Origin of the sequence: Pseudomonas sp. FP1742, from assembly GCF_030687145.1 — a bacterium.
Taxonomy (GTDB): Bacteria; Pseudomonadota; Gammaproteobacteria; order Pseudomonadales; family Pseudomonadaceae; genus Aquipseudomonas; species Aquipseudomonas frederiksbergensis_D.
On sequence record NZ_CP117460.1, the window covers coordinates 1171735 to 1197462 of the forward strand.

At 61.2% G+C, this 25728-nt stretch carries 22 protein-coding genes; 11 read left to right on the plus strand and 11 right to left on the minus strand.

From position 1 onward, the window contains the following. Positions 1-27: 27 nt before the first annotated feature. From rnc to pdxJ, 4 genes are all read left to right on the plus strand, one after another. Positions 28-717, plus strand: coding sequence for a ribonuclease III (gene rnc / locus PSH64_RS05105; RefSeq protein WP_030129801.1), 690 nt, complete (start codon positions 28-30; stop codon positions 715-717). Beyond that, positions 710-1612: a GTPase Era gene (era, locus tag PSH64_RS05110; RefSeq protein ID WP_007936226.1), complete on the plus strand. Its 903-nt coding sequence runs from the start codon at positions 710-712 to the stop codon at positions 1610-1612. Before rnc ends, era begins: the two co-directional genes overlap by 8 nt. A gap of 175 nt (positions 1613-1787) precedes the next feature. Then, positions 1788-2477, plus strand: coding sequence for a DNA repair protein RecO (recO, locus tag PSH64_RS05115; RefSeq protein WP_105340196.1), 690 nt, complete (start codon positions 1788-1790; stop codon positions 2475-2477). A 50-nt stretch (positions 2478-2527) separates the two neighbouring features. Continuing rightward, positions 2528-3271 carry a pyridoxine 5'-phosphate synthase gene (gene pdxJ, locus PSH64_RS05120; RefSeq protein WP_105340197.1) on the plus strand — a complete coding sequence of 248 codons (744 nt, stop codon included), beginning with the start codon at positions 2528-2530 and terminating at the stop codon, positions 3269-3271. A 126-nt stretch (positions 3272-3397) separates the two neighbouring features. Here the strand turns inward: pdxJ and mltF are convergent, their stop codons facing one another. Then, positions 3398-4858, minus strand: a complete 1461-nt coding sequence (gene mltF / locus PSH64_RS05125) for a membrane-bound lytic murein transglycosylase MltF (RefSeq protein WP_305480146.1) — start codon at positions 4856-4858, stop codon at positions 3398-3400. A gap of 274 nt (positions 4859-5132) precedes the next feature. On the opposite strand from mltF, the gene purL reads away from it, so the two are divergent. Then, positions 5133-9029, plus strand: a complete 3897-nt coding sequence (gene purL / locus PSH64_RS05130; protein WP_305480147.1) for a phosphoribosylformylglycinamidine synthase — start codon at positions 5133-5135, stop codon at positions 9027-9029. Between the two features lie 19 nt (positions 9030-9048). Next, positions 9049-9360: a YqfO family protein gene (locus PSH64_RS05135; RefSeq protein WP_105340200.1), complete on the plus strand. Its 312-nt coding sequence runs from the start codon at positions 9049-9051 to the stop codon at positions 9358-9360. 189 nt (positions 9361-9549) lie between these two features. On the opposite strand, the gene nagE is transcribed toward PSH64_RS05135, so the two are convergent. The 7 genes from nagE to PSH64_RS05170 form a co-directional block, all read right to left on the minus strand. Then, positions 9550-11265, minus strand: coding sequence for an N-acetylglucosamine-specific PTS transporter subunit IIBC (gene nagE, locus PSH64_RS05140; RefSeq protein WP_105340201.1), 1716 nt, complete (start codon positions 11263-11265; stop codon positions 9550-9552). Positions 11266-11297: 32 nt separating this feature from the next. Next, positions 11298-13814, minus strand: coding sequence for a phosphoenolpyruvate--protein phosphotransferase (gene ptsP / locus PSH64_RS05145; protein WP_305480148.1), 2517 nt, complete (start codon positions 13812-13814; stop codon positions 11298-11300). 34 nt (positions 13815-13848) lie between these two features. Continuing rightward, complete coding sequence (locus PSH64_RS05150; protein ID WP_105340203.1) at positions 13849-14871, minus strand: SIS domain-containing protein; 1023 nt, start codon at positions 14869-14871, stop codon at positions 13849-13851. Beyond that, positions 14852-15958 carry an N-acetylglucosamine-6-phosphate deacetylase gene (gene nagA / locus PSH64_RS05155; RefSeq protein ID WP_105340204.1) on the minus strand — a complete coding sequence of 369 codons (1107 nt, stop codon included), beginning with the start codon at positions 15956-15958 and terminating at the stop codon, positions 14852-14854. Before nagA ends, PSH64_RS05150 begins: the two co-directional genes overlap by 20 nt. A 15-nt stretch (positions 15959-15973) precedes the next feature. Further along, complete coding sequence (locus PSH64_RS05160) at positions 15974-16705, minus strand: GntR family transcriptional regulator (protein ID WP_105340205.1); 732 nt, start codon at positions 16703-16705, stop codon at positions 15974-15976. Between the two features lie 484 nt (positions 16706-17189). Continuing rightward, entirely contained in the window at positions 17190-17693 is a 504-nt protein-coding gene (locus PSH64_RS05165) for a murein L,D-transpeptidase family protein (RefSeq protein ID WP_305480149.1), read from the minus strand. 56 nt (positions 17694-17749) lie between these two features. Beyond that, positions 17750-18301, minus strand: coding sequence for an NUDIX hydrolase (locus tag PSH64_RS05170; RefSeq protein ID WP_105340207.1), 552 nt, complete (start codon positions 18299-18301; stop codon positions 17750-17752). A 146-nt stretch (positions 18302-18447) separates the two neighbouring features. On the opposite strand from PSH64_RS05170, the gene PSH64_RS05175 reads away from it, so the two are divergent. The 5 genes from PSH64_RS05175 to purT all read left to right on the plus strand — a co-directional run bounded on the left by PSH64_RS05175 (position 18448) and on the right by purT (position 21812). Next, on the plus strand, positions 18448-19047 hold the full coding sequence (locus tag PSH64_RS05175; RefSeq protein WP_105340209.1) for a CoA pyrophosphatase: 600 nt from the start codon (positions 18448-18450) through the stop codon (positions 19045-19047). Between the two features lie 67 nt (positions 19048-19114). Continuing rightward, on the plus strand, positions 19115-19639 hold the full coding sequence (locus PSH64_RS05180; protein ID WP_047601386.1) for a gamma carbonic anhydrase family protein: 525 nt from the start codon (positions 19115-19117) through the stop codon (positions 19637-19639). Beyond that, positions 19636-19857, plus strand: coding sequence for a DUF1289 domain-containing protein (locus tag PSH64_RS05185; protein ID WP_105340210.1), 222 nt, complete (start codon positions 19636-19638; stop codon positions 19855-19857). The genes PSH64_RS05180 and PSH64_RS05185 overlap by 4 nt, the downstream gene beginning before the upstream one ends. A gap of 216 nt (positions 19858-20073) precedes the next feature. Further along, the gene (locus PSH64_RS05190; protein ID WP_305480152.1) at positions 20074-20541 is read left to right on the plus strand and encodes a VUT family protein; all 468 of its coding nucleotides are present in this window, start codon (positions 20074-20076) and stop codon (positions 20539-20541) included. Between the two features lie 89 nt (positions 20542-20630). Next, positions 20631-21812, plus strand: a complete 1182-nt coding sequence (gene purT / locus PSH64_RS05195; RefSeq protein ID WP_305480153.1) for a formate-dependent phosphoribosylglycinamide formyltransferase — start codon at positions 20631-20633, stop codon at positions 21810-21812. Between the two features lie 111 nt (positions 21813-21923). Here the strand turns inward: purT and PSH64_RS05200 are convergent, their stop codons facing one another. The 3 genes from PSH64_RS05200 to PSH64_RS05210 form a co-directional block, all read right to left on the minus strand. After that, positions 21924-23240 (minus strand): MFS transporter, encoded by a 1317-nt coding sequence (locus tag PSH64_RS05200; RefSeq protein ID WP_105340213.1) that lies wholly within the window; start codon positions 23238-23240, stop codon positions 21924-21926. Between the two features lie 252 nt (positions 23241-23492). Beyond that, entirely contained in the window at positions 23493-24725 is a 1233-nt protein-coding gene (locus PSH64_RS05205) for an HlyC/CorC family transporter (RefSeq protein ID WP_105340215.1), read from the minus strand. A 12-nt stretch (positions 24726-24737) separates the two neighbouring features. After that, positions 24738-25550 carry an inner membrane protein YpjD gene (locus PSH64_RS05210; RefSeq protein ID WP_305480155.1) on the minus strand — a complete coding sequence of 271 codons (813 nt, stop codon included), beginning with the start codon at positions 25548-25550 and terminating at the stop codon, positions 24738-24740. Positions 25551-25728: the final 178 nt, after the last annotated feature.

A 25728-nucleotide genomic window follows, 5' to 3' on the forward strand; every position in this document is an offset into this window, starting at 1 on the left:
CAGCCACGAACTCAGCGTGGGTAAACCGTGAGCGTCTCTTTAAGCCGTCTAGAGCGTCAGCTCGGCTACACCTTCAAGGATCAGGAACTGATGGTCCTGGCCCTGACTCACCGCAGTTTTGCCGGGCGCAACAACGAACGCCTGGAATTCCTCGGCGATGCCATTCTCAACTTCGTCGCTGGCGAGGCGCTGTTCGATCGCTTCCCGCTGGCCCGCGAAGGCCAGTTGTCGCGTTTGCGCGCACGCCTGGTGAAAGGTGAGACCCTGGCCGTATTGGCCCGTGGTTTTGACCTGGGCGAATACCTGCGCCTGGGCTCCGGTGAATTGAAAAGCGGCGGTTTCCGTCGCGAGTCGATTCTGGCCGATGCCCTCGAAGCGCTGATCGGTGCGATCTACCTGGACGCCGGCATGGACGTGGCGCGCGAGCGCGTACTGGCCTGGCTGGCCGGAGAGTTCGAAGGGCTGACGCTGGTCGACACCAATAAAGATCCGAAAACCCGCCTGCAGGAATTCCTGCAATCCCGTGGTTGTGAGCTGCCGCGTTACGAAGTGGTGGATATCCAGGGTGAACCACATTGCCGGACGTTCTTCGTCGAATGTGAAATCATCTTACTGAATGAAAAAAGCCGAGGTCAGGGTGTGAGTCGTCGTATTGCCGAACAGGTAGCGGCCGCCGCAGCACTGATTGCCCTGGGTGTGGAGAATGGCAATGACTGATTCAACTGCAACTCGCTGTGGCTATGTTGCCATCGTCGGCCGTCCCAACGTGGGCAAGTCAACGCTGCTGAACCACATTCTGGGTCAGAAGCTGGCGATCACCTCGCGCAAGCCGCAGACCACTCGCCACAACATGCTCGGCATCAAGACCGAAGGCGACGTGCAGGCGATCTACGTCGATACCCCGGGCATGCACAAGGGCGGCGAAAAGGCCCTGAACCGTTACATGAACAAGACCGCTTCGGCGGCGTTGAAAGACGTCGACGTGGTGATCTTCGTGGTTGACCGCACCAAGTGGACCGACGAAGACCAAATGGTCCTCGAGCGCGTTCAGTACGTGACCGGCCCACTGATCGTGGCGTTGAACAAGACTGACCGTATCGAAGACAAATCCGAGCTGATGCCGCACCTGACCTGGTTGCAGGAACAGCTGCCGAACGCGCAAATCATGCCGATCTCGGCCCAGCACGGGCACAACCTCGATACGCTGGAGCGAGTGATCGCCGAGCACCTGCCGGAAAACGATCACTTCTTCCCGGAAGATCAGATCACCGACCGCAGCAGCCGCTTCCTTGCGGCTGAGCTGGTACGCGAAAAAATCATGCGCCAGTTGGGTGCCGAGCTGCCGTACCAGATCACCGTGGAAATCGAAGAGTTCAAGCAGCAGGGCAAAACCCTGCACATCCATGCCTTGATCCTCGTCGAACGTGACGGCCAGAAGAAAATCATCATTGGCGACAAGGGCGAGCGCATCAAGCGTATCGGCACCGAAGCGCGCAAGGACATGGAGCTGCTGTTCGACTCCAAGATCATGCTCAACCTGTGGGTCAAGGTGAAAGGCGGCTGGTCCGACGACGAGCGCGCCTTGCGTTCGCTGGGTTATGGCGACTTGTAACGCTTAGTTCCAGATACACAACGATCCACTGTGGGAGCGGGCTTGCTCGCGAAGGCGATCTGACAGTCACCATCAATATTGACTGGAAGGGCCTCTTCGCGAGCAAGCCCGCTCCCACATTGGGGCGAGTGCAATTTCACTGGCTGTATTCTCCCTTTAGAGATACTCGACGCCCATGTCCCCAACCCAGCCCATCGGCCAACCCGCCTACGTACTCCACTCCCGCGCCTACCGCGAAACCAGCGCATTGGTGGATTTCCTCACGCCGCAAGGTCGGCTGCGGGCAGTGTTGCGCAGTGCACGGGGCAAGGCAGGGACGTTGGCGCGGCCCTTCGTACCGCTGGAAGTCGAGTTCCGTGGCCGCGGCGAGCTGAAAAATGTCGGCCGCATGGAAAGCGCCGGTGTTTCCACCTGGCTCAATGGCGAAGCGCTGTTCAGCGGCCTCTACCTCAACGAATTACTGATTCGCCTGCTTCCGGCAGAAGATCCCCATCCCGCCGTCTTCGATCACTACGCGGCAACCTTGCTCGCGCTGGCGGAGGGGCGTGCGCTGGAGCCGTTGCTGCGCTCCTTCGAATGGCGACTGCTCGATGATCTCGGTTATGGCTTCGCGCTGAATACCGACATCCATGGCGGCCCCATCGCACCGGACGGCCTCTATCGCTTGCAAGTGGATGCGGGGCTGGAACGGGTTTACCTGCTGCAGCCGGGCCTGTTCAACGGCGTCGAACTGTTGGCCATGGCCGATGCCGACTGGACCGCGCCCGGTGCGTTGTCCGCCGCCAAGCGCTTGATGCGTCAGGCGCTGGCCGTTCATCTGGGCGGTCGTCCTCTCGTCAGTCGCGAGTTGTTTCGAAAGCCGTAGTCTCCCCGTATGCTGTGCACCGAATCTTCCCCCTCTTCAGGAGCGTTTCCGTGACCACCAGCAATCGCATTCTTCTTGGCGTGAACATCGACCACGTTGCCACCCTGCGTCAGGCCCGGGGCACTCGTTACCCGGATCCGGTCAAGGCAGCGCTGGACGCGGAAGAGGCGGGCGCTGACGGTATCACCGTGCACTTGCGTGAAGACCGCCGGCACATCCAGGAGCGCGACGTACTGCTGCTCAAGGATGTGCTGCAAACCCGCATGAACTTCGAAATGGGTGTCACCGAAGAAATGATGGCGTTTGCCGAGCGGATCCGCCCGGCGCACATTTGCCTAGTCCCGGAAACCCGTCAGGAGTTGACCACCGAAGGCGGTCTGGACGTGGCGGGGCAGGAAGCGCGGATCAAGGCGGCGGTGGATCGCCTGGCGAAGATCGGCTGTGAAGTGTCCCTATTCATTGACGCCGACGAGCGGCAGATCGCAGCGTCCCGTCGTGTCGGGGCGCCGGCCATTGAGTTGCACACCGGGCGTTACGCGGATGCCGAGACACCAACTGAAGTCGCTGAAGAGCTCAAGCGCGTGGCCGATGGCGTGGCATTCGGTCTGGCCCAGGGTCTGATCGTCAACGCCGGCCACGGTTTGCACTATCACAACGTCGAGGCTGTTGCGGCGATCAAGGGCATCAACGAACTGAACATCGGCCATGCACTGGTGGCCCATGCGCTGTTCGTCGGGTTCAAGTCGGCGGTGTCGGAAATGAAGGCGCTGATTCTGGCTGCCGCCAAAGCTTAAAAGCCAATCACAAAACACTGTGGGAGCGGGCTTGCTCGCGAAGGCGGTTCAACATTCAGCATCTTTGTTGACTGTCACGCCGCCTTCGCGAGCAAGCCTGCTCCCACATTTGATTGGTGATGGCTGTTAGAGCGGCGGGGTTTCCTGGCTCGGCTTGGTCTTGTCGACCCCCGGCACGTGCAGGTTGCCCTCGGCAACCTGGGTGCCTTCAAGCTGCGGCTGCGTGACCCATGTCAGGATGTCGTAGTAGCGACGGATGTTCGCCACGAAATGCACGGGCTCGCCGCCTCGGGCGTAGCCGTAACGGGTCTTGCTGTACCACTGTTTCTGCGACAGGCGCGGCAGGATCTTCTTCACGTCCAGCCACTTGTCCGGATTCAACCCTTCCTTGGCCGCCAGTTTGCGCGCGTCATCCAGATGACCGCTGCCCACGTTGTAGGCTGCCAGCGCGAACCACGTGCGATCCGGCTCCTGGATCGACTCGTCCAGTTGATCCTTCATGTAGGCCAGATACTTCGCCCCCCCCATGATGCTCTGCTTGGGGTCAAGGCGATTGGACACGCCCATGGCTTGCGCCGTGTTCTGGGTCAGCATCATCAACCCGCGCACGCCGGTCTTGGACGTAACCGCCGCTTGCCACAGCGATTCCTGATAACCGATCGCCGCCAGCAGGCGCCAGTCGACTTTTTCCTGCTTGGCGGACGCCTTGAAGTGCTGTTCGTATTTGGGCAGTCGTTGCTGCAAGTGCTGGGCGAAGGTGGTGGCGCCCATGTAGCCGAGTACATCGACGTGGCCGTAGTAACGATCTTTCAAGCGTTGCAAGGTGCCGTTTTTCTTCACCTTGTCGAGGTAGGTGTTGATCTCGTTGAGCAGGCTGTTGTCTTCACCGGCGGCCACGGCCCAACTCTGATTGCTGGAGTCCCCGAGGTCGAAAGCTACCCGCACATTGGGGAAGTAGACCTGGTTCATCGCCACTTCGTTGGAATCGACCAGGGTCAGGTCGATCTGACCGTCATCCACCATGCGCAGCAGGTCGACGACTTCAACCGCGTCGGACTCTTCGTATTCAATGCCGGGGTATTTCTTTTTCAGCTCTGCCAATTGCTCGGCGTGGGTGCTGCCCTTGAGCACCATGATCTTCTTGCCCACCAGATCGCCTGCGTCGGTCGGCCGCGACTGGCCGTTGCGGTAGATGATCTGTGGGGTGACTTCGAGGTAGGGGTGGGAAAACCGCACCTGCTTTTTGCGGTCCTCGCTGCTGACCAGGCCGGCAGCCGCCAGCACCGGGCCATTCGGCTTGCCCACCTGATTGAACAGGTCGTCGAGGTTGTCGGCGGTTTCGATCTTGAGTTCGACCCCCAGATCGTCGGCGAAGCGCTTCACCAGCTCGTATTCGAAGCCGGTTTCACCGTTGCGATCCTGGAAGTAGGTGGCGGGGCTGTTACGGGTAACCACCCGCAGCACGCCATCCTCCTTTACGCGCTCCAGCGTGTTGGGTTTATCAACACAGCCACCGAGCATCAGGAAGAGTCCGGTTGCGATCAGCCATTTGGCGTACCGCGGACGCAAAGCCGTTGGGGAAAACATCTGCGCAGTATACGCAAAGGACCACGAGCGCCATATCTCGACAGCGAAGGGCTTGTCTGCTAGAGCGTCAAAAACCGGCTTGGAGCCCGCAGGAACGGGCCCAGGCAGCATTTTGTGACAGAAAAAATAACCACCGGCGCGCGCCTGTTCGAGGCCCGAATACCCGGCCCGACGTTCGGGTGCAACCGCGCGTACCGTTTCGGGTGATGTCGCGGGCGGTTTAGGCTAGAATGCACGGCCTCAAAGCACACCCCTTCCCGAGGCTGTCCCGAAGATGTTGATCCTGCGCGGCGCTCCTGCCCTTTCTGCCTTTCGCCACAGCAAACTCCTTGAGCAACTGAGCCAGAAGGTTCCAGCTGTCAGCGGCTTGTATGCTGAATTCGCTCACTTCGCCGAAGTTACCGGCGTCCTGACCGGCGACGAACAGCAGGTGCTCGCGCGCCTTCTGAAGTACGGCCCTAGCGTTCCGGTACAAGAGCCGACCGGTCGTCTGTTCCTGGTGTTGCCGCGTTTCGGCACCATCTCGCCGTGGTCCAGTAAAGCCAGCGATATCGCTCGCAACTGCGGCCTGACCAAGATCCAGCGCCTGGAACGCGGCATCGCGTTCTACGTCGCCGGCCAGTTCAGCGACGCTGAAGCGCAACTGATCGCAGACGCGCTGCACGACCGCATGACCCAGATCGTGCTGGGCAACCTCGAACAAGCCGCCGGCCTGTTCAGCCACGCCGAACCCAAGCCCCTGACCGCGATCGACGTGCTGGGTGGCGGCCGCGCCGCGCTGGAAACAGCCAACACCGAGCTGGGCCTGGCCCTGGCCGAAGACGAGATCGACTATCTGGTCAACGCCTTCGTTGGTTTGAAGCGCAACCCGCATGACATCGAATTGATGATGTTCGCCCAGGCGAACTCCGAGCACTGCCGCCACAAGATCTTCAACGCCAGTTGGGATATCGACGGTCAGAGCCAGGAAAAAAGCCTGTTCGGCATGATCAAGAACACCTATCAGATGCACAGCGAAGGTGTTCTGTCGGCTTATAAGGACAACGCATCGGTGATCGTCGGCTCCGTGGCCGGTCGTTTCTTCCCGGACCCTGAAACCCGCCAGTACGGCGCGGTGCAGGAACCGGTGCACATCCTGATGAAAGTCGAAACGCACAACCACCCGACCGCGATTGCCCCGTTCCCGGGCGCATCCACCGGTAGCGGCGGCGAGATCCGCGACGAAGGCGCCACCGGTCGCGGCGCCAAGCCAAAGGCTGGCCTGACCGGTTTCACCGTGTCGAACCTGCAGATCCCGGGCTTCGAACAGCCGTGGGAAGTGCCGTACGGCAAACCCGAGCGCATCGTTACCGCGCTGGACATCATGATCGAAGGCCCGTTGGGCGGCGCTGCATTCAACAATGAATTCGGCCGTCCGGCCCTGACCGGCTACTTCCGTACCTTCGAACAGTCGATCACCACCCCTCATGGTGACGAAGTTCGCGGTTACCACAAGCCGATCATGCTGGCTGGCGGCATGGGCAACATCCGTGAAGAACACGTCAAGAAAGGCGAAATCGTCGTTGGCTCCAAGCTGATCGTGCTTGGCGGCCCGGCGATGCTGATCGGTCTGGGTGGCGGCGCGGCTTCCTCCATGGCCACCGGCACCAGCTCGGCAGACCTGGACTTCGCTTCCGTACAACGTGAAAACCCCGAGATGGAGCGTCGTTGCCAGGAAGTCATCGACCGTTGCTGGCAACTGGGCGACAAAAACCCGATCAGCTTCATCCACGACGTCGGCGCGGGCGGTCTGTCCAACGCCTTCCCGGAACTGGTCAACGATGGCGACCGTGGTGGCCGTTTCGAACTGCGCAACATTCCAAACGACGAACCGGGCATGGCCCCGCACGAAATCTGGAGCAACGAATCCCAGGAACGCTACGTTCTGGCCGTCGGCCCGGCGGACTTCGAACGCTTCAAGGCAATCTGTGAACGTGAGCGTTGCCCATTCGCGGTAGTCGGCGAAGCCACTGCCGAGCCGCAACTGACCGTGACCGACAGCCACTTCGGCAATAGCCCGGTGGACATGCCGCTCGAAGTGCTGCTGGGCAAAGCCCCGCGCATGCACCGTTCGGTGGTTCGTGAAAACGAGCTGGGCGACGATTTCGATCCGTCGACCCTCGACATCGCCAACTGCGTCGAGCGCGTCCTGCATCACCCGGCCGTGGCCAGCAAGAGCTTCCTGATCACCATCGGCGACCGCACCATCACCGGCCTTGTGGCCCGTGATCAGATGGTCGGCCCGTGGCAGGTTCCGGTGGCCGACGTTGCCGTCACCGCCACCAGCTTCGACGTTTACACCGGTGAAGCCATGGCCATGGGCGAGCGCACTCCGCTGGCCCTGCTGGACGCTCCGGCGTCGGGCCGCATGGCCATCGGCGAAACCCTGACCAACATCGCCGCCTCGCGCATCGCCAAGATCTCCGACATCAAACTGTCGGCGAACTGGATGTCCGCTGCCGGTCACCCAGGTGAAGACGCACGTCTGTACGACACCGTGAAAGCGGTCGGCATGGAACTGTGCCCTGAGCTGGGCATCACCATTCCGGTGGGCAAGGACTCCATGTCCATGGCCACTCGCTGGAACGACGAAGGTGTCGATAAGGCGGTCACTTCGCCGATGTCGCTGATCGTGACCGGTTTCGCGCCAGTGGCTGACATCCGTCAGACCCTGACCCCGCAACTGCGCATGGACAAGGGCACCACCGACCTGATCCTGATCGACCTCGGTCGCGGCCAGAACCGCATGGGTGCCTCGATCCTCGCGCAGGTTCACGGCAAGCTCGGCAAACAAGCCCCGGACGTTGATGACGCCGAAGACCTGAAAGCCTTCTTCGCGGTGATCCAGGGCCTCAACGCCGACGGTCACCTGCTGGCTTACCACGACCGTTCCGATGGTGGTCTGCTGACCAGCGTGGTGGAAATGGCGTTTGCTGGCCACTGCGGCCTGAGCCTGAACCTCGACGGTCTGGCAGAGACTTCCGCCGATATCGCCGCGATCCTGTTCAACGAAGAACTGGGCGCTGTGATCCAGGTTCGCCAGGACGCCACCGCGGACATCCTCGCGCAGTTCAGCGCTGCTGGCCTGGGCGACTGCGTATCGGTGATCGGTCAGCCGATGAACAACGGCGAGATCAGCATCACGTTCAACGGCGATACCGTATTCGAAGGTCAGCGTCGTCTGCTGCAACGTCAGTGGGCTGAAACCAGCTACCAGATCCAGCGTCTGCGTGATAACGCCGATTGCGCCGAACAAGAGTTCGACGTGCTGCTGGAAGAAGACAACCCGGGCCTGAGCGTCAAGCTCAGCTATGACGTCAACCAGGACGTCGCCGCGCCTTACATCAAGAAAGGCATTCGCCCACAGGTTGCCGTGCTGCGTGAGCAGGGCGTCAACGGTCAGGTGGAAATGGCGGCAGCGTTCGACCGTGCCGGTTTCAACGCGATCGACGTGCACATGAGCGACATTCTGGCCGGCCGTGTCGACCTGAACGACTTCAAGGGCATGGTTGCTTGCGGCGGTTTCTCCTACGGCGACGTATTGGGTGCCGGTGAAGGCTGGGCCAAGTCCGCGCTGTTCAACAGCCGCGCTCGCGATGCCTTCCAGGGCTTCTTCGAACGTACCGACAGCTTCACCCTCGGCGTGTGCAACGGTTGCCAGATGATGTCCAACCTGCACGAGCTGATCCCGGGCAGCGAGTTCTGGCCGCACTTCGTGCGTAACCGTTCCGAGCAGTTCGAAGCCCGCGTGGCCATGGTTCAGATCCAGGAATCGAACTCGATCTTCCTGCAGGGCATGGCCGGTTCGCGCATGCCGATCGCCATCGCTCACGGTGAAGGCCATGCCGAATTCGCCAGCGAAGAAGCGTTGCTGCAAGCCGATCTGTCGGGTTGCGTGGCGATGCGTTTCGTCGACAACCACGGCAAGGTCACCGAGAAATACCCGGCCAACCCGAACGGCTCGCCGCGCGGGATCACCGGTTTGACCAGCCGCGACGGTCGCGTGACCATCATGATGCCGCACCCGGAGCGTGTGTTCCGCGCGGTGCAGAACTCGTGGCGTTCGGAAGACTGGAACGAAGACGCACCTTGGATGCGTATGTTCCGTAACGCTCGCGTCTGGGTTAACTAAGAGCGGGGAGCTGATTGCCGTGTACAAGCTCTGCTTTTTTGTTCCGGCCAGTCATGTCGAAGTAGTCAAAAGCGCTGTATTTGCCGCCGGTGGCGGGCGGATCGGGGCTTATGACCACTGTGCATGGCAAGTGTTTGGCCTGGGTCAGTTTCGTCCACTGGAGGGCAGTCAGCCGTTCATGGGTGAGCCTGGGCAGGTCGAGCAGGTTGAGGAATGGAAGGTTGAGCTGGTGGTCAGCGATGAGTTGATTCGGGCGGTGGTGGTGGCTCTGAAAGAGAGTCATCCCTATGAGACGCCGGCTTATGAAGTGTGGCGACTGGAGGATTTTTGATCTTCTGGTCTGCTGAAATGAGAAACCCGCTGATTCGTCAGCGGGTTTTTTATTGCCCTGGATTTGACTGTTGAATCTGATCCGCGATCTTTTGACTTGGCGGCCCGACAGCCGATCCTCCAGCCGTACGCCTCCCTACTTGTAGGAGCGAGGCTTGCCCGCGATGATTGACTGGCAGCCGCCAACGATCTAAACCCTGGCACTCACCTCATTGCGATTGATCAACACCTCCAGCGCACCACTTAAACTCGCTGCCTTCTCACCAATCAACAGATGCCAAACGCCACCCTCAAGTTGGCTGACACCCTGGCAACCGAGCGTTTTCAACTGGCCTTCCGACAGCCCTGTGCCATCCGCCAGTTGCAACCGAATCCGGGTCATGGCGATGCAGTCCATCTGTAGCACATTCTCGCCGCCGCCCAGCGCCTTCAACCATTGCTGGGCTTCAGTGTTCGTCACCACCACAGGTTTTGGCTCATCGATATCAGCGGCAGGGGAAGCGATAACCGCGCGACCCAAAGCAGGCAGCGCCAAGCGGATCTCATCGGCAATGCTGTCCGCCATCGGCCCGACCACGACTTGCAAACTGCCGCCCTTGCCCGGGCGCACTACCGCCATTGCACCCAATGCTTTCAAGTCCGCATCCGAGGCCTTGTTGCGATCAACCATGTCCAACCGCAGTCGCGTGGTGCAAGCGCCGACCGTGATCAAATTCTCCGTACCGCCCAGCGCCTTGATATATGCCCCGGCGCGTTCATTCTCGGTGACCACAACTTTGTCGCCAGCCTGAACATCCTCACGCCCCGGCGTCTTCAGGTTGAAGCGGCGGATACAGAAATCAAACACCACGTAGTAGATCACTGCATACGCCAGACCCACGGGAAGCACGCGCCAGCCGTTGGTGGATTCACCCCAGCCCAGAATCATGTCGATGAAACCGCCGGAAAAGGTAAACCCCAGGTGAATGTTCAGCAGGTTGGTGACGGCCATCGACAGTCCCGTTAGCAGCGCATGAAGCAAAAACAGTAGCGGTGCGAGGAACATGAAGGCAAATTCGATCGGTTCGGTGACGCCGGTCAAAAACGAGGTCAGGGCCATGGACAGGAAGATCCCGCCCATGACTTTGCGTCGTTCCGGCAGGGCGTTGCGGTACATCGCCAGGCAGGCGGCGGGCAGGCCGAAGATCATCATCGGGAACATGCCGGTCATGAACTGGCCGCCCTTCGGGTCGCCGGCAAAGTAGCGCGACAGGTCGCCGGTCACCAGTGCGCCCGTGGTCGGGTCGGTGAAGTTGCCGAACACGAACCACGCCATGTTGTTGAGGATGTGGTGCAGGCCGGTGACGATCAGCAGGCGGTTGAACACACCGAAGACGAACGCGCCGAAGCTGCCGCTCTCCATCATTAACGTGCCGAAGCTGTTGATGCCGTGCTGGATCGGCGGCCAGATGTAGCCGAACACCACGCCGAGGCCAACCGCCGCGAACCCGGTGACAATCGGCACAAAACGTCGACCGCCGAAGAACGCCAGGTATTCCGGCAGCTTGATGTCTTTGAAGCGGTTGTACAGCGCGCCCGCCATCAGGCCGCTGACGATCCCGGCGAGCATGCCCATGTTGATGCTCGAGTCGAGCACCTTGAGGGTGGAGACCATCACCAGATAGCCGATGACCCCGGCCAGGCCTGCGGTGCCGTTGTTGTCCTTGGCAAAGCCGACCGCGATGCCGATGGCGAAGATCAGCGCCAGGTTGGCGAAGATCACCTGGCCGGCGTCGTGGATGATCGCGATGTCCAGCAGGTCAGTGTCGCCCAGACGCAGCAGTAACCCGGCAATCGGCAGGATCGCGATCGGCAGCATCAGCGCGCGACCGAGGCGCTGCAGGCCTTCGATGAAGTATTGGTACATGGCGGATCTCCCTGGATTCTTATCGTTGTTGTTCAGCTCAGAGGCCATTGCTGGTGACAGGCGTGACGCACCGCTCCGGCGCTGCTCAGCTTGAGCAGGTCCTGGCTGATGCGTCGGCATTCGGTGGCGTCGAGGTAGCGTACGCGGTCCTTGATTTCACCGATTTGCACCGGGCTGACCGACAACTCGCTGACCCCCAGGCCAACCAATACCGGCGTGGCCAACGGATCGGAGGCGAGGGCGCCGCAGACCCCGACCCAACGGTTATGCACCGCCGCACCGGCGCAGGTCTGGGCGATCAGCCGCAGCAGCGCCGGGTGCATCGCATCGACGCGGGAGGCGAGGCCGGCGTGGTCGCGGTCCATGGCCAGGGTGTATTGCGACAAGTCGTTGGTGCCGATGGACAGGAAGTCCGCGTGCTCGGCCAGTTGCTCGGCCAGCAATGCGGCGGCCGGAACCTCGATCATCACGCCCAGCTGCGGGCGCTCACTCACATTGAGTTCAATGCACAACGCATCGAGACGCTGGCGGATGTGCAGCAATTCATCGACTTCGGTGACCATCGGCAACAGGATCCGGCAGCGCGACAGCGGGCTGACCTGCAGCAGGGCGCGCAGTTGCTGATCCAGCAGTTCCGGGCGCACCTGAGCCAGACGAATGCCGCGCAAACCAAGCACCGGGTTCGCTTCGACAGGGAGCGGTAAATAGTCGAGCTGTTTATCGCCACCGACATCGATGGTGCGGATGATCACCGACTTGTCGCCCATGGCGTCGAGCACGGCTTGATAGGCGACGCGTTGTTCCTGTTCGTCGGGGGCGGTTTGGCGGTCGACGAAGAGGAATTCGGTACGCAACAGGCCGACGCCGTCGGCACCGTTGGCCAGGGCATCAGCTGCCTCGGCACTGGAAGCGACATTGGCGGCGACTTCGATTGGCAAACCATCAAGTGTCTGCGCCGGGATGTGAGCCTGAGACTGTTGAAGCGCACGACGTTGTCGATGATCGAGTTGCGCCTGATGCACCTCGGCCAGGCGCTCGGCAGTTGGCATCAGTTCAAGACGACCGCCGTCGGCGTCCAGCACCACCGCTTGACCTTGCACTTGATCGAGCAGCGCCGACCCCAACGCCACCATGCACGGCAAGCCTTTGCCGCGAGCGAGAATCGCCACATGGGACGTCGCGCCACCTTCGGCCATGCACAACCCGGCCACCCCTTGTTGGCTCAGTTGCAGCAAATCGGACGGGGTCAGTTCATGGGCCGCGACGATAGCGCCGGCCGGCACGTCGTAATGCCAGGCTTCGCCGAGCAGGGCACGCAGCACCCGTTGCTTGAGGTCGCGCAGGTCGTTGGCGCGTTCGGCCAGCAACGGGCTGCCGAGTTGCAGCAGCACCTCGCATTGCACGTCGATGGATTGACTCCAGGCGTGAGTTGCGGCGATGCCTTGGTCGATGGATTGATGAGCCGCATCGAGCAGCGCCGGGTCTTCGAGCAACGCCAGGTGCGCGGCGAAGATCGCTTCTTCATCGGTGTTCTTGTGCTTCTTCGCTTGGGCCAGTGTGCCGTCGATTTCGCTGCGTACTTGAGTCAGCGCGGTGTCCAGCGCGTGACGTTGTTGCTTCGGCTCATGATTACCAGCATCTATTGGCAGGCTGATCGAGTTCAGACGAAACAACGGCCCGCCCACCAGGCCTGGAGCTGCGCACACACCGTGCAGCACACCCGCTTCGGCGGGGCGATTGCGTTGGGCTATTGGCGTTGGTGCGGCAGCGTGGTTGTCTTCGGCCAGGGCTGTGGATAACGCGGCCAACAGGGCTTGCAGCGCCGCTTCGGCATCCGGCCCCTGGCAACTGACCCGGATTTCATCCCGTTCACCGACAGCCAGCCCCATCAGGCCGATCAAACTGTCGCAGGCCGCCGATTTACCGGCGAAGTGCAGCCGGGATTTGCTCTTGAACTGTTGGGCGGTCTGGCGAATCAGCGCCGCAGGCCGGGCGTGCAGGCCACCACGATGGGCGACATGAACGTGTCCCTGAACCTCGATGCCAACGACCTCAATATCGATCTGCACGCCGTTGGTTATTTTCGGCACGATGTGCAGCAGCGGATCGCCCACCTTCACCGATTTCAGCGTGATCGGTCGTGCTTGAAAGTCCTGGCTGTTGGTCAGGATCATCAGGCTGACCAGGCTTTTGCACTGCTGTGCGACCTGGTCCAGGTCATAGCGCAACAGCGGCTGGCCATTGCTGACCCGTGCCCCTTCCTTGACCAGCATCGAGAAGCCGACGCCCTGCAACTCGACCGTATCGAGGCCCAGGTGCAGCAGTAACTCGGCACCGTTATCGGCGCGCAATGTCACGGCGTGGCCAGTGCGGGCGACGTGAATCACGACACCTTCACAGGGCGAATACAGGGTGTCGTTCAGCGGATCGATGGCGATGCCGTCGCCCATGGCACCGCTGGCGAACACCGGGTCCGGGACTCTCGCGAGTGTGAGCACCGGGCCGCTGAGCGGGGCGCTGAGGGTCAGCTCTTTATTGTTGTTGTGCATGGCTCGGTCTCATCAGGAAAACTTCAAGTCGGACTCAATGCGTGCGCGTCACTTTGCTCAAATGGCGCGGTTGGTCCGGGTCCATGCCACGGGCGACGGCCAAGCCGGCGGCCATGACGTAGAAACTCTGGATCGCCAGAATCGGGTCCAGGGCCGGGTGTTCGGCGCGGGTCAGGGTCAGGTCGCGTTCGGCAACGTCATCCGGCGCGGCCAGCAGCACGCGGGCGCCGCGTTGACGCATGTCGGCGGCCAGGCTCAACAAACCGGCCTGCTCGGCACCGCGCGGGGCGAAGATCAGCAGGTGGTAGTTCTCGTCGATCAATGCCATGGGGCCGTGCCGCACTTCGGCGCTGCTGAAGGCTTCGGCCTGGATCGCCGAGGTTTCCTTGAACTTCAGCGCGGCTTCCTGGGCGATGGCGAAGCCGGCACCACGGCCGATCACCATCAAGCGCTGACAACCACGCAATGCCTCGATGGCCAGGCTCCAGTCCTGCTGCGCTGCTTCGCGCAAACCTTCCGGCAGGGCAAGACCGGCCTCCAGCAACTCCCCGTCTTCTTTCCAGTGAGCGATCAGGCGGGCGCTGGCGGTGAGGGTGGCGATAAAACTCTTGGTCGCGGCGACGCTGCTTTCGGTGCCGGCGCACAGTGGCAGGCTGAATTCACAGGCCGCCTCCAAAGGCGAGCTCTCGGCGTTGACCATGGAAATGCTCAGGGCGCCGCGCTTGCGCAGCAGGCGCAGGCTGTTCACCAGGTCCGGGCTCTGCCCCGACTGCGAGAAGGCGAACGCGACCTGGCCGCTGACCTTCAAGGGGGCCTGTTGCATGGTCACCACTGACATTGGCAACGACGCCACCGGAATGCCCAATTGCTGCATGGTCAGGTAGGCGAAGTAGCTCGCCGCATGGTCGGAGCTGCCGCGCGCTACAGTCATCGCCACTTGCGGCGGCTGACGGCGCAAGCGCCCGGCGATCTCGATCATCTGCGGGTCGAGTTGCTGCAACTGGGCGTGCACGGCCTCGAACGAGGACAGCGCCTCTTCAAGCATTTTTGAAGTCAATGTCTTCTCCTTCGACCATGACGGCGGTCAGTGTGAGTGAGCGATCCAGCCGCACGCAGTCGGCCCAGGCGCCGGGTTGCAGGCGCCCGCGTTCTTGAAGGCCGAGGTAGTCGGCGGGGAATTGCGAAAGGCGTTGCGAGGCTTCGCTGATTGGCAGACCGATCTTCACCAGGTTGCGCAGGGCCTGATCCATGGTCAGGGTGCTGCCGGCCAGCGTGCCGTCGGGCAGACGCACGCCGCCCAGACATTTGGTCACGGTGTGGCTGCCAAGCTTGTATTCGCCGTCGGGCATGCCGGCGGCGGCGGTGGAATCGGTGACGCAATACAGGCACGGGATCGAGCGCAAGGCCACGCGGATCGCGCCGGGGTGTACGTGCAGCAAGTCCGGAATCAGCTCGGCGTACTTGGCGTGGGCCAGCGCGGCGCCGACGATGCCGGGCTCGCGATGATGCAGCGGGCTCATGGCGTTGTAGAGGTGGGTGAAACTGCTGGCGCCGGCGGCCAACGCGGCGACGCCTTCCTCGTAACTGCCCAGCGTGTGGCCGATTTGCATGCGCACGCCGCGGGTGCTGAGGGCGCGGATCAAACCGTCGTGGCCGGCGATTTCCGGAGCGATGGTGATCACCCGGATCGGCGCGAGCGCCAGGTATTCCTCGACTTCGGCCATCAACGCGGTATGGGCGAAATTCGGTTGGGCGCCGAGTTTGCCAGGATTGATGTAGGGACCTTCCAGATGCACGCCGAGCACCCGGGCGCTGCCTTTGGGGCGCTGCTCGCAGAACTCGCCGAGCGCTTTGAGCACGCTGGAAATCTCTGCGCTCGGCGCAGTCATGGTGGTCGCCAGCAGCGATGTGGTGCCGAAACGCACGTGGGTTCTGGTGATGGTTTCGAAGGCCGGCGCGCCTTCCATGATGTCTTTGCCGCCGCCACCGTGAACATGCAGGTCGATGAAGCCCGGCAGCAAGTAAGGCAGGTTGTTGTCTGCCGGATCGCACGGCTGGCCTTCGATGGATACGACCTTGCCGTGTTCATGGATCAGCCGGCCGCGAACCCAGCCGTGAGCGGTGAGGATGTTGTCTTCGGACATGATCGGCTCTCTGATTTAGCGGCGAAGCTCTGCGACAAAGTCGTAGTAGTCGTTGCGGCAATAGGTGTCGGTGACTTCGATCGGCGTGTTGTCTTCCAGATAGCCGACCCGGGTCATCAGCAGCATGGCGGTGCCGGGGGCGATGCCCACCAGCGCGGCGAATTCGTCCGAGGCGTTGATCGCCTGAATGTGTTGCAGGGCGCGGACCACCGGTTTGCCAATGCCGTCGAGGTACTCGTAGAGGGAATCGCCCACCGCTTGCGGCCTGGGAATGATTGACGCGGGCAAGGTGCTCATCTCGATCGCCATCACGGTGTCGTCGGCTTTGCGCAAGCGTTTGAGCCGCGCGACCTTGTCGTTGGGCGACAGGCCGAGGCGGATCAGTTCTTCGTGGGTCGGCGGGGTGATTTCCCGTTCCAGCCATTGCGAGCCGGGGACGAAACCCTTGAGGCGGAGCATTTCGCTGAACCCCGAGAGGCGCGACAGCGGTTGTTCCAGGCGTGGCGTGATAAATGTGCCTGAACCCTGGTTGCGGCGGATCAGGCCTTGCTCGAACAGTACTTCCAGTGCTTTGCGGGCGGTGACGCGGGAGATGCCGAGCATTTCGCTGAGGTTGCGTTCCGACGGCATTGCCTGTTCGGCTTTCCACTGGCCGGCGTGGATTGCCGCTTCCAGATTGCGCGCCAGTTGCAGGTACAGGGGCGTGGGCTGGGTGTCGTCAGGACGTAGGGCCTGGAGGTCGTTCATGTGCGTTTGTCCGATGCGGATATTGGAGTGTTGTCGCCCGGTAATGCGGCGAAACTAATACCACTTAAATACCATGTCAATGCCGCTACTTTGCTGTTGACGCGTTAAAGCCAGCCCTGATTGATAGGGCCTAGAGGGGTTGGTTTGAAGTGGTATTAGAGGAGGGGGTATTGAAAGCAAAGATCGCAGCCTTTGATAGCGCCTACAGAGCGAATTGGTATCTACCCGCTAGGCGCTGACGAAGGCTGCGATCTTTTGAAATTATTTTTCGATGCCGACCGAAGGTAGCGGCCAGAACTTATTGGAGTTCGCTCGATCGCTTGTGGTGAGGGGGCTTGCCCCTGTTGCGTTGCGAAGCGGCGCCAAAAACTGCCACCTCGTTCCAACTGAATCACCGCGCTTGCTGATTTTACGACTGCTTCGCAGCCGAACGGGGGCAAGCCCCCTCGCCACAAAAGCTCGTCGCCAGCCTTGAAGGTAGCCGTTACGGGCGGATTTCGATCATCGTGCCGTCAGGCACCAGGCCCCAGACTTCGCGCATGTCCATGTTGCGCATGGCGATGCAGCCGTCGGTCCAGTCCAGGGTGTGGAACAGGTCTTCGGGGTTGTCTTCGGTGTCCGGGGTACCGTGGATCATGATCATGCCGCCAGGCTCGACGCCTTCGCGCCGGGCGCGGGCGGAGTCGCTGACGTTGGGGTAGGAGATGTGCATCGCCAGGTTGAAACGGTCACTGGTCTTGCGCCAGTCCAGCCAGTAAAGGCCTTCGGGGGTGCGTTTATCACCTTCCATCAGTTTTGGGCCGATGGGGCGTTTGCCCAATGAAATGCGATAGGTCTTGAATGGCTTGCCGTCGTTGATCAACTGCAACTGATGGGCAGATTTGAGGACCAGAACTTTTTCGATGACTTTGCCGTCCGGGGCGGCCGCGACGGAAGCCTGGGAGACTGCGACGAACGATAAGCAAAACAGGGCAAGCAACCAGCGCATTGAAACGATATCCCTAAGAGGTGTCGCGACTATTTTGGTTTTTAATTAACAATAGTTTAGATGATGGCAGGCTGAGCAAGCGGCGGGATCGATTCGGACCGCACGGGGTAGACCTCTGCCCGCCGGTCAGCGAAGAAGCATTCTAATGTACGGCCCACCGTGCGGAAAGCCAGTTCGCCCCAAGGAATATCGGCCTCTTCGAACAGCTGCACTTCCAGGCTCTCGGGGCCCGCGCAAAAATCCAGATCCACCAGCTCGGCGCGAAAGAACACATGCACCTGGCTGATGTGCGGCACATCGATCAGGGTATAGATGCTCAGGTTGCGCACCCGGGCACAGGCTTCTTCGGCGGTCTCGCGAATGGCGGCCTGTTCGATGGTCTCACCGTTTTCCATGAAGCCGGCCGGCAAGGTCCAGTAACCGAGCCGTGGCTCGATGGCGCGGCGGCACAGCAACACCTTCGAGCCCCAGGTCGGCACGCAACCGGCGACGATATTGGGGTTCTGGTAATGAATGGTGTGACAGCTGTCGCAGACAAAACGCAGGCGCGAATCGCCTTCGGGAATGCGCTGGGTCACCGGGTTGCCGCATTGACTGCAAAATTTCATGCTTGGGTTCCTGAATGCTGCGCCTATCTTGGCGTGCAGCGGTGTCGGTCGGCAAGTTGTCGTTTCGCGACATGAGGCTTTTCGGGGGTTGGGCGGCCGGTGCGATTGGTGCATGATGCAGGGTAAGGCACAGATCGAGAAGACTCATGCTGGACGAGCTACTGCACCGGGTAAGCAATCACACGCCGCGTACGCTGGAAACCGACCGACGTTTCCCCGAAGCCGCGGTATTGGTGCCCATCACGCGCAGTGACGAACCTGAACTGGTCCTGACCCTTCGCGCCAGCGGGCTCTCGACCCATGGCGGTGAAGTCGCTTTTCCCGGCGGTCGTCGCGACCCCGAAGACCCTGATCTGATCTTCACCGCCCTGCGCGAAGCCGAAGAGGAAATCGGCCTGCCACCGGGGCTGGTCGAAGTGATCGGCCCGCTGAGCCCGCTGATCTCCCTGCACGGGATCAAGGTCACGCCCTATGTCGGCGTGATTCCGGATTTCGTCGAGTACCTGGCCAACGATGCCGAGATCGCCGCGGTGTTCAGCGTGCCCCTGGAGTTCTTCCGCAAGGATCCGCGCGAGCACACTCATCGCATCGACTACCAGGGCCACAGTTGGTACGTGCCGAGCTACCGTTATGGCGAGTACAAGATCTGGGGGCTGACGGCGATCATGATCGTCGAGTTGATCAACTTGCTCTATGACGCGAAAATCAGCCTGCATGAACCGCCCAAGAGTTTTACCAACACCTGAAGCCATCGTTCGTATGGCGTGAATCTGTTCTTGCACGTGAGCCGGCCTGAGCCTTGAGGAAACAAAAATGAAATACCGCCTGGGTGACGCCCGCGTCGACACTCATCCGCAGAGCTGGGTCGCTCCCAATGCCGTGCTGGTGGGCAAGGTCAAACTGGAAGAGGGCGCCAACGTCTGGTTCAACGCCGTGTTGCGTGGCGACAACGAATTGATCCTGATCGGCAAGAACAGCAACGTGCAGGACGGTACCGTGATGCACACCGACATGGGTTATCCGCTGACCATCGGCACTGGCGTGACCATTGGCCACAACGCCATGCTTCACGGCTGCACGGTGGGCGATTACAGCCTGATCGGCATCAATGCGGTAATCCTCAATGGCGCAAAAATCGGCAAGAACTGCATCATCGGCGCCAACTCGTTGATCGGCGAGGGCAAGGAAATTCCGGACGGTTCGCTGGTCATGGGCTCGCCGGGCAAGGTGGTACGCGAGTTGACCGAGCCGCAGAAAAAGATGCTCGAAGCCAGCGCCGCCCACTATGTGCATAACTCGCAGCGTTATGCCCGTGATCTGGTCGAGCAGGAACAATGAGCACCCCTGAACGTGAGCGTCCGGTCCCGTCGCCGTGCGTGAGCATTTGTGCACTGGATGAGGATGACATTTGCACCGGGTGTCAGCGCACGGTGGAAGAAATCACCCGCTGGAGCCGGATGGACAACGAGGAACGACGCAAGGTGTTGGGGTTGTGTCATGAGCGGGCGAAGTCGAGTGGGTTGATCTGGATGTTGCCTTCCAAATCCGACTCCTGATTTTTTGTGGTAGCGCGGCTTTTGTGGCGAGGGGGCTTGCCCCCTTTGCGTTGCGAAGCGGCGCTAAACCTGCGACTTCATTCTTTCAGGCGTACGGCGTTTGCTGATTTCATGACTGCTGCGCAGCCGAACGGGGGCGAGCCCCCTCGCCACAGGTTATCTGTGCGCTGAAGATGAAGTACCCTGTACACAAAATTGACAGGTGTTCCCCGTCCCATGCTCTTCCTGATCGCCTACATCAGCAGCGTCGTGCTGATCAATTACGCCTTTTCCACCGCCCCGCACCTGGACATCATCTGGTCGGCCTGGGGTGGCCTGGTGTTCGTGCTGCGCGACATGGTGCAAACCCGCTTCGGCCATGGCACGATCGCGGCGATGCTAGTGGCGCTGGGGCTGTCTTACGTCACCTCCGATCCCTCAATTGCTCTCGCCAGTGCCACGGCGTTCGCCGTGTCCGAGTGCATCGACTGGCTGGTTTTCAGCCTTACCCGGCGCCCGTTGCATGACCGCCTGTGGATAAGTTCGGCCTTGAGCATCCCGCTGGACACCTTCATCTTCTTCGGCATGATCGATGCGCTCACGCCGGGCGTGATCCTCACTGCGCTGGGCTCGAAGTTCGCGGGCGTCACCGTTGTCTGGTTGGCCATGGCCTGGCGTCTGCGCAAACAGGCCGTCGTCAGCTGAAGCCAAACCCTCAGGTTCATGTAAAATGCCGCGCTTTCTCCCCATGGGAAGCACGCTTCCCTCGATGATCCGCTCCTTGAGGACCTGAGATGACCCGTATCGGAACTCCATTGTCGCCAACCGCGACCCGCGTATTGCTGTGTGGCTGTGGTGAGCTGGGCAAGGAAGTGGTGATCGAGCTGCAACGCCTGGGTGTTGAAGTGATTGCCGTGGATCGTTACGCCAACGCGCCAGCCATGCAGGTCGCCCATCGCAGCCATGTGATCAACATGCTCGACGGCGCCGCCCTGCGTGCGGTGATCGAAGCCGAGAAGCCGCACTTCATCGTGCCGGAAATCGAAGCCATCGCCACCGCGACTCTGGTGGAGCTGGAATCCGAAGGCTTCACCGTGATCCCGACTGCCCGTGCTGCACAGCTGACCATGAACCGCGAAGGCATCCGTCGCCTGGCCGCCGAAGAGCTGGACCTGCCGACATCGCCGTACCACTTCGCCGACACCTTCGAGGATTACCGCAAGGCCGTCGAAGACCTGGGCTTCCCGTGCGTAGTCAAGCCGGTCATGAGCTCCTCGGGCAAAGGCCAGAGCCTGCTGCGCAGCGTCGATGACGTGCAGAAGGCCTGGGATTACGCTCAAGAAGGCGGTCGCGCCGGCAAAGGCCGCGTGATCATCGAAGGCTTCATCGATTTCGACTATGAAATTACCCTGCTGACCGTGCGTCACGTCGGCGGCACTACGTTCTGCGCGCCGGTGGGGCATCGTCAGGAGAAGGGCGACTATCAGGAGTCTTGGCAGCCACAAGCCATGAGCCCGGTTGCTCTGGCTGAGTCCGAGCGTGTTGCCAAAGCGGTGACCGAAGCCTTGGGTGGCCGTGGTCTGTTTGGCGTCGAATTGTTCATCAAGGGTGATCAGGTGTGGTTCAGCGAAGTCTCGCCGCGCCCGCATGACACTGGCCTGGTAACCCTGATCTCCCAGGACCTGTCGCAGTTCGCGCTGCACGCACGGGCGATCCTGGGCTTGCCGATTCCATTGATTCGTCAGTTCGGCCCATCGGCGTCGGCGGTGATTCTGGTGGAAGGGCAGTCGACTCAAACCGCTTTCGCCAATCTGGGTGCAGCGTTGAGCGAGCCGGATACTGCGTTGCGTCTGTTCGGCAAGCCTGAGGTCAATGGCCAGCGGCGGATGGGTGTGGCGTTGGCCCGTGATGAGTCGATCGAGGCCGCACGGGCCAAAGCGACCCGTGCTGCTCAGGCTGTTGTTGTAGAGCTCTAAACCGAGGCGCGCCATTCGCGAGCAAGCCCGCTCCCACACTTGATCGGTGTTTTGTATACATCCAAAATCTAATGTGGGAGCGGGCTTGCTCGCGAAGCTTTTGCTTTTTCTTCAGGCAACCCGATTCAAATCGTTATTGCGCGTCTCCTTCAGGCACAGCACCGCTATCAAGCTCAGCACTGCCGCCCCTGACACATACCCGCCGACATAGCTCAAACCACCCATCGCCACCAGTTTCTGCGCAAAGAACGGCGCCGCCGAGGCTCCGACAATCCCGCCCAGGTTGTAAGCGGCCGATGCGCCGGTATAGCGCACATGCGTCGGAAACAGCTCCGGCAGCAGCGCGCCCATTGGCGCAAACGTCACGCCCATCAAAAACAGTTCGATGCACAGGAACAATGCCACGCCCCAGGTCGAGCCATGGGTCAGCAGCGGTTCCATCAGGAATCCGGATAGAATTGCCAGCACGCCACCGATGATCAGCACCGGTTTACGCCCGAAACGGTCGCTGGCCCAGGCCGACAGCGGTGTCGCGGCCGCCATGAACAGCACCGCGAAACACAGCAGAGCGAGAAAGGTTTCCCGGGTGTAGCCGAGCGTCGACACACCGTAACTCAGGGAAAACACCGTCGAGATGTAGAACAGCGCGTAGCACACCACCATCGACCCGGCGCCCAGCAGCATCGGCGCCCAATATTGGCTGAACAGTTCGACCAGCGGGATCTTCACCCGCTCCTGGCGGGCCACGGCGTTGGCGAACACCGGGGTTTCGTGGAGCTTGAGGCGTACGTACAAGCCCACCATCACCAGCGCGGCACTGAGCAGGAACGGAATCCGCCAGCCCCACGAACGGAACTGCTCGTCGTTCAGGCTCATGGCCAGGGTCAGGAACAGGCCGTTGGCCGCCAGAAACCCGATCGATGGGCCGAGTTGCGGAAACATGCCGAACCACGCGCGCTTGCCTTTGGGCGCGTTCTCCGTGGCCAGCAATGCGGCGCCGCCCCATTCACCACCCAGCCCCAGGCCCTGGCCGAAGCGCAGTACGCAAAGCAGGATCGGCGCCCAGGCGCCAATGCTGTCGTAACCCGGTAGCACGCCGATCAGCGTGGTGCACACGCCCATCAGCAGCAAGGATGCAACCAGTGTCGATTTGCGCCCGATGCGGTCACCGAAGTGGCCGAACAGCGCCGAACCCAATGGCCGGGCAAGGAAGGCGATACCGAAGGTGAGGAACGCCGACAACATTTGAGCGGTGCCGGAGGTTTGCGGAAAGAACACCGGGCCGATCACCAGCGCCGCGGCAGTGGCGTAGACGTAGAAGTCGTAGAACTCGATGGCGGTGCCGATGAAACTCGCAGTGGCCACCCGGGTGGCAGAGTTGGTCGGTTGGGTAGGTGCGGTGTCGCTGAACGTTGTGCTGGTCGTCATGCGGTTATCCCTGACAGTCATGTGCCCCAGTGGAGCGAATTATTATGGTCGAATACCCAGGGATGTGGGTTGAGACACGGTCGCTGTTCAAGGTAGGAACAGTCGCCGCAGTGATGCGGATGTTGTCGCTGATCTGGCCGGAACCTGCTCCGTGCGGGGTAAGCACGTGGTGCGGCGGGGCTTGGGTAAGCGGTTCGATTATAGGAAGGTCGCTAACGATCGAACAAGGGCATAGATATTGAGTAAGGCGAACTAACGGACGAGGGCGGGCACTGAGCTGGTATGCCAGATCAGCACGCGTGTGACGCGATTCTCTTCCGTCTCCAGAATCTCCAGCCGGTATCGGCCGATCTTCAGGCAAACCGCACTGTCCGGAATCGTCTCCAGTGCCTCGGTCACCAGCCCGTTGAGGGTTTTCGGACCATCGCAGGGCAGGTGCCAACCAAGGCTCTTGTTCAGCTCGCGGATGGATGCCGCGCCATCAATCACCAGTCGGCCATCGGCCTGCGGATGAATATGCGGGTTATCCAGGCTGTGCTGGCTTTCGAACTCGCCGACGATTTCTTCGAGAATGTCTTCCAGGGTCACGATGCCCAGCACTTCGCCGTACTCGTCGACCACCATGCCCAGGCGCCGTTGCTGCTTGTGGAAGTTCAGCAATTGCAGCTGCAACGGCGTACTTTCCGGTACGAAGTACGGTTCGTGGCTGGCCGCCAGCAGCGCCTCACGGGTCAGGCTTGAATCGGGCAGCAAATGACGGATCTGCCGGGTGTTGAGCACCGCTTCGACCTGATTGATGTCGCTGTGGAATACCGGCAGGCGGGTGCGCCTGTTGTGGCGCAGTTGCTCGATGATTTCTTCGAGGGAGTCATCCAGGTTGATCCCGTCAACGTCGCTGCGTGGCACCAGGATATCGTTGACTGTGATGTTATCCAGCGCGTGGATGCCTGACAGCGGCCGATAGGCTCCGTGTTCATGATCGTCGTGCCGATCTGCCGGAACCTCATCTTCGCTTTGCTGCACCACACTGGCTTTGCGGGCGAAAGGCCGCATCAGCAGCTGGCTGATGCCATTGAGTAGCCATGCGGCCGGGTAGACAATTTTCAACGGTATGCCGAGCAGTGTGTTGCCCAGGGTCAGGACGGCATCCGGATAGCGGGCGGCGAGGGTGCGTGGCAGGTAGTCAGCGAACACCAGCAATATCGCACCGGCACCGAGGCAGGCAATCCATGGGCCGTTTTGCGCCCAGGTGAAAATCGCCAGCAGGGTGCTGATGACCACCACCAGCGCGCGGCACAGGGTGTTGCACAGGATCAGACTGTTGAGTGGAAAACTCAGCTTCGCCACGGGTTTGTCGCTGGAGCGCGAGGCCGTGCGTTGGGCCAGCAATTGCTGTTGTGCAGCTTCGATGGCGGTAAACAGCCCCGACCATAAAATCAGCAGGGCCAGCACCGCGAGCATCGGCCCTATGGGCAAGTCGTCCATTAATGCCGCCCGTCAGATATGCAGAATGTATTCGCGGACCAGCTTGCTGCCGAAATACGCCAGCATCAGCAGGCAGAAACCGGCAAGGGTCCAGCGGATGGCTTTGTGCCCGCGCCAGCCCAGGCGATTGCGCCCCCAGAGCAGCACGCTGAACACGATCCAGGCCAGGCACGCCAGCAGGGTTTTATGCACCAGATGCTGGGCGAACAGGTTCTCGACGAATAGCCAGCCGGAGATCAACGACAGCGACAGCAGGCTCCAGCCGGCCCAGAGGAAGCCGAACAGCAGGCTTTCCATGGTTTGCAGTGGCGGGAAGTTCTTGATCAGTCCGGATGGGTGCTTGTGCTTGAGCTGATGGTCCTGAACCAGCAGCAGCAAGGCCTGGAACACCGCAATGGTGAACATGCCGTAAGCGAGGATCGACAGGAGAATGTGGGCGAGAATGCCGGGTTCTTCGTCGATGACCTGTACCGTGCCGGCGGGGGCGAACTGTGCCAGCAACACCGTTGCGGCGCCCAGCGGGAACAGCAATACAAGGAGGTTTTCCACCGGTATCCGTGAGCAGGCCAGCAGGGTCAGGGCGATGACCGCCGCGGCAATCAGGCTGGCGGCGCTGAAAAAGTCCAGCGCCAGGCCGACCGGGGTCAGCAGATAGGTGATCAGGCTGGCGCTGTGGGCCAGCACGGCCAGCACGCCGAGCGTGACCAGCAGGCGTTTGTTCGCCTTGGCGCCGGAGGCCAGGCGAGTGCCTTGATAGAAGGTCGCAGCGGCATATAAGCAGGCGGCGGCGAGGGTGGTAAGCAAACTGGGTGACAAGGGGAGCATAAATCCTGTTAGGCAAGCCCGAAAGGCGTTGAGTTTGGCATAGAACCCATGTGGCACGAAAGACCATGCAAGCTGACGGCGAGGTGTCCGCCAGACGCAGTCTTCGCTATAATCCGCGACCTGCCCACGCCGCAGGCTCGCCGAGCACATGTTGATTCCGGTCTGGGCCGCCATTATC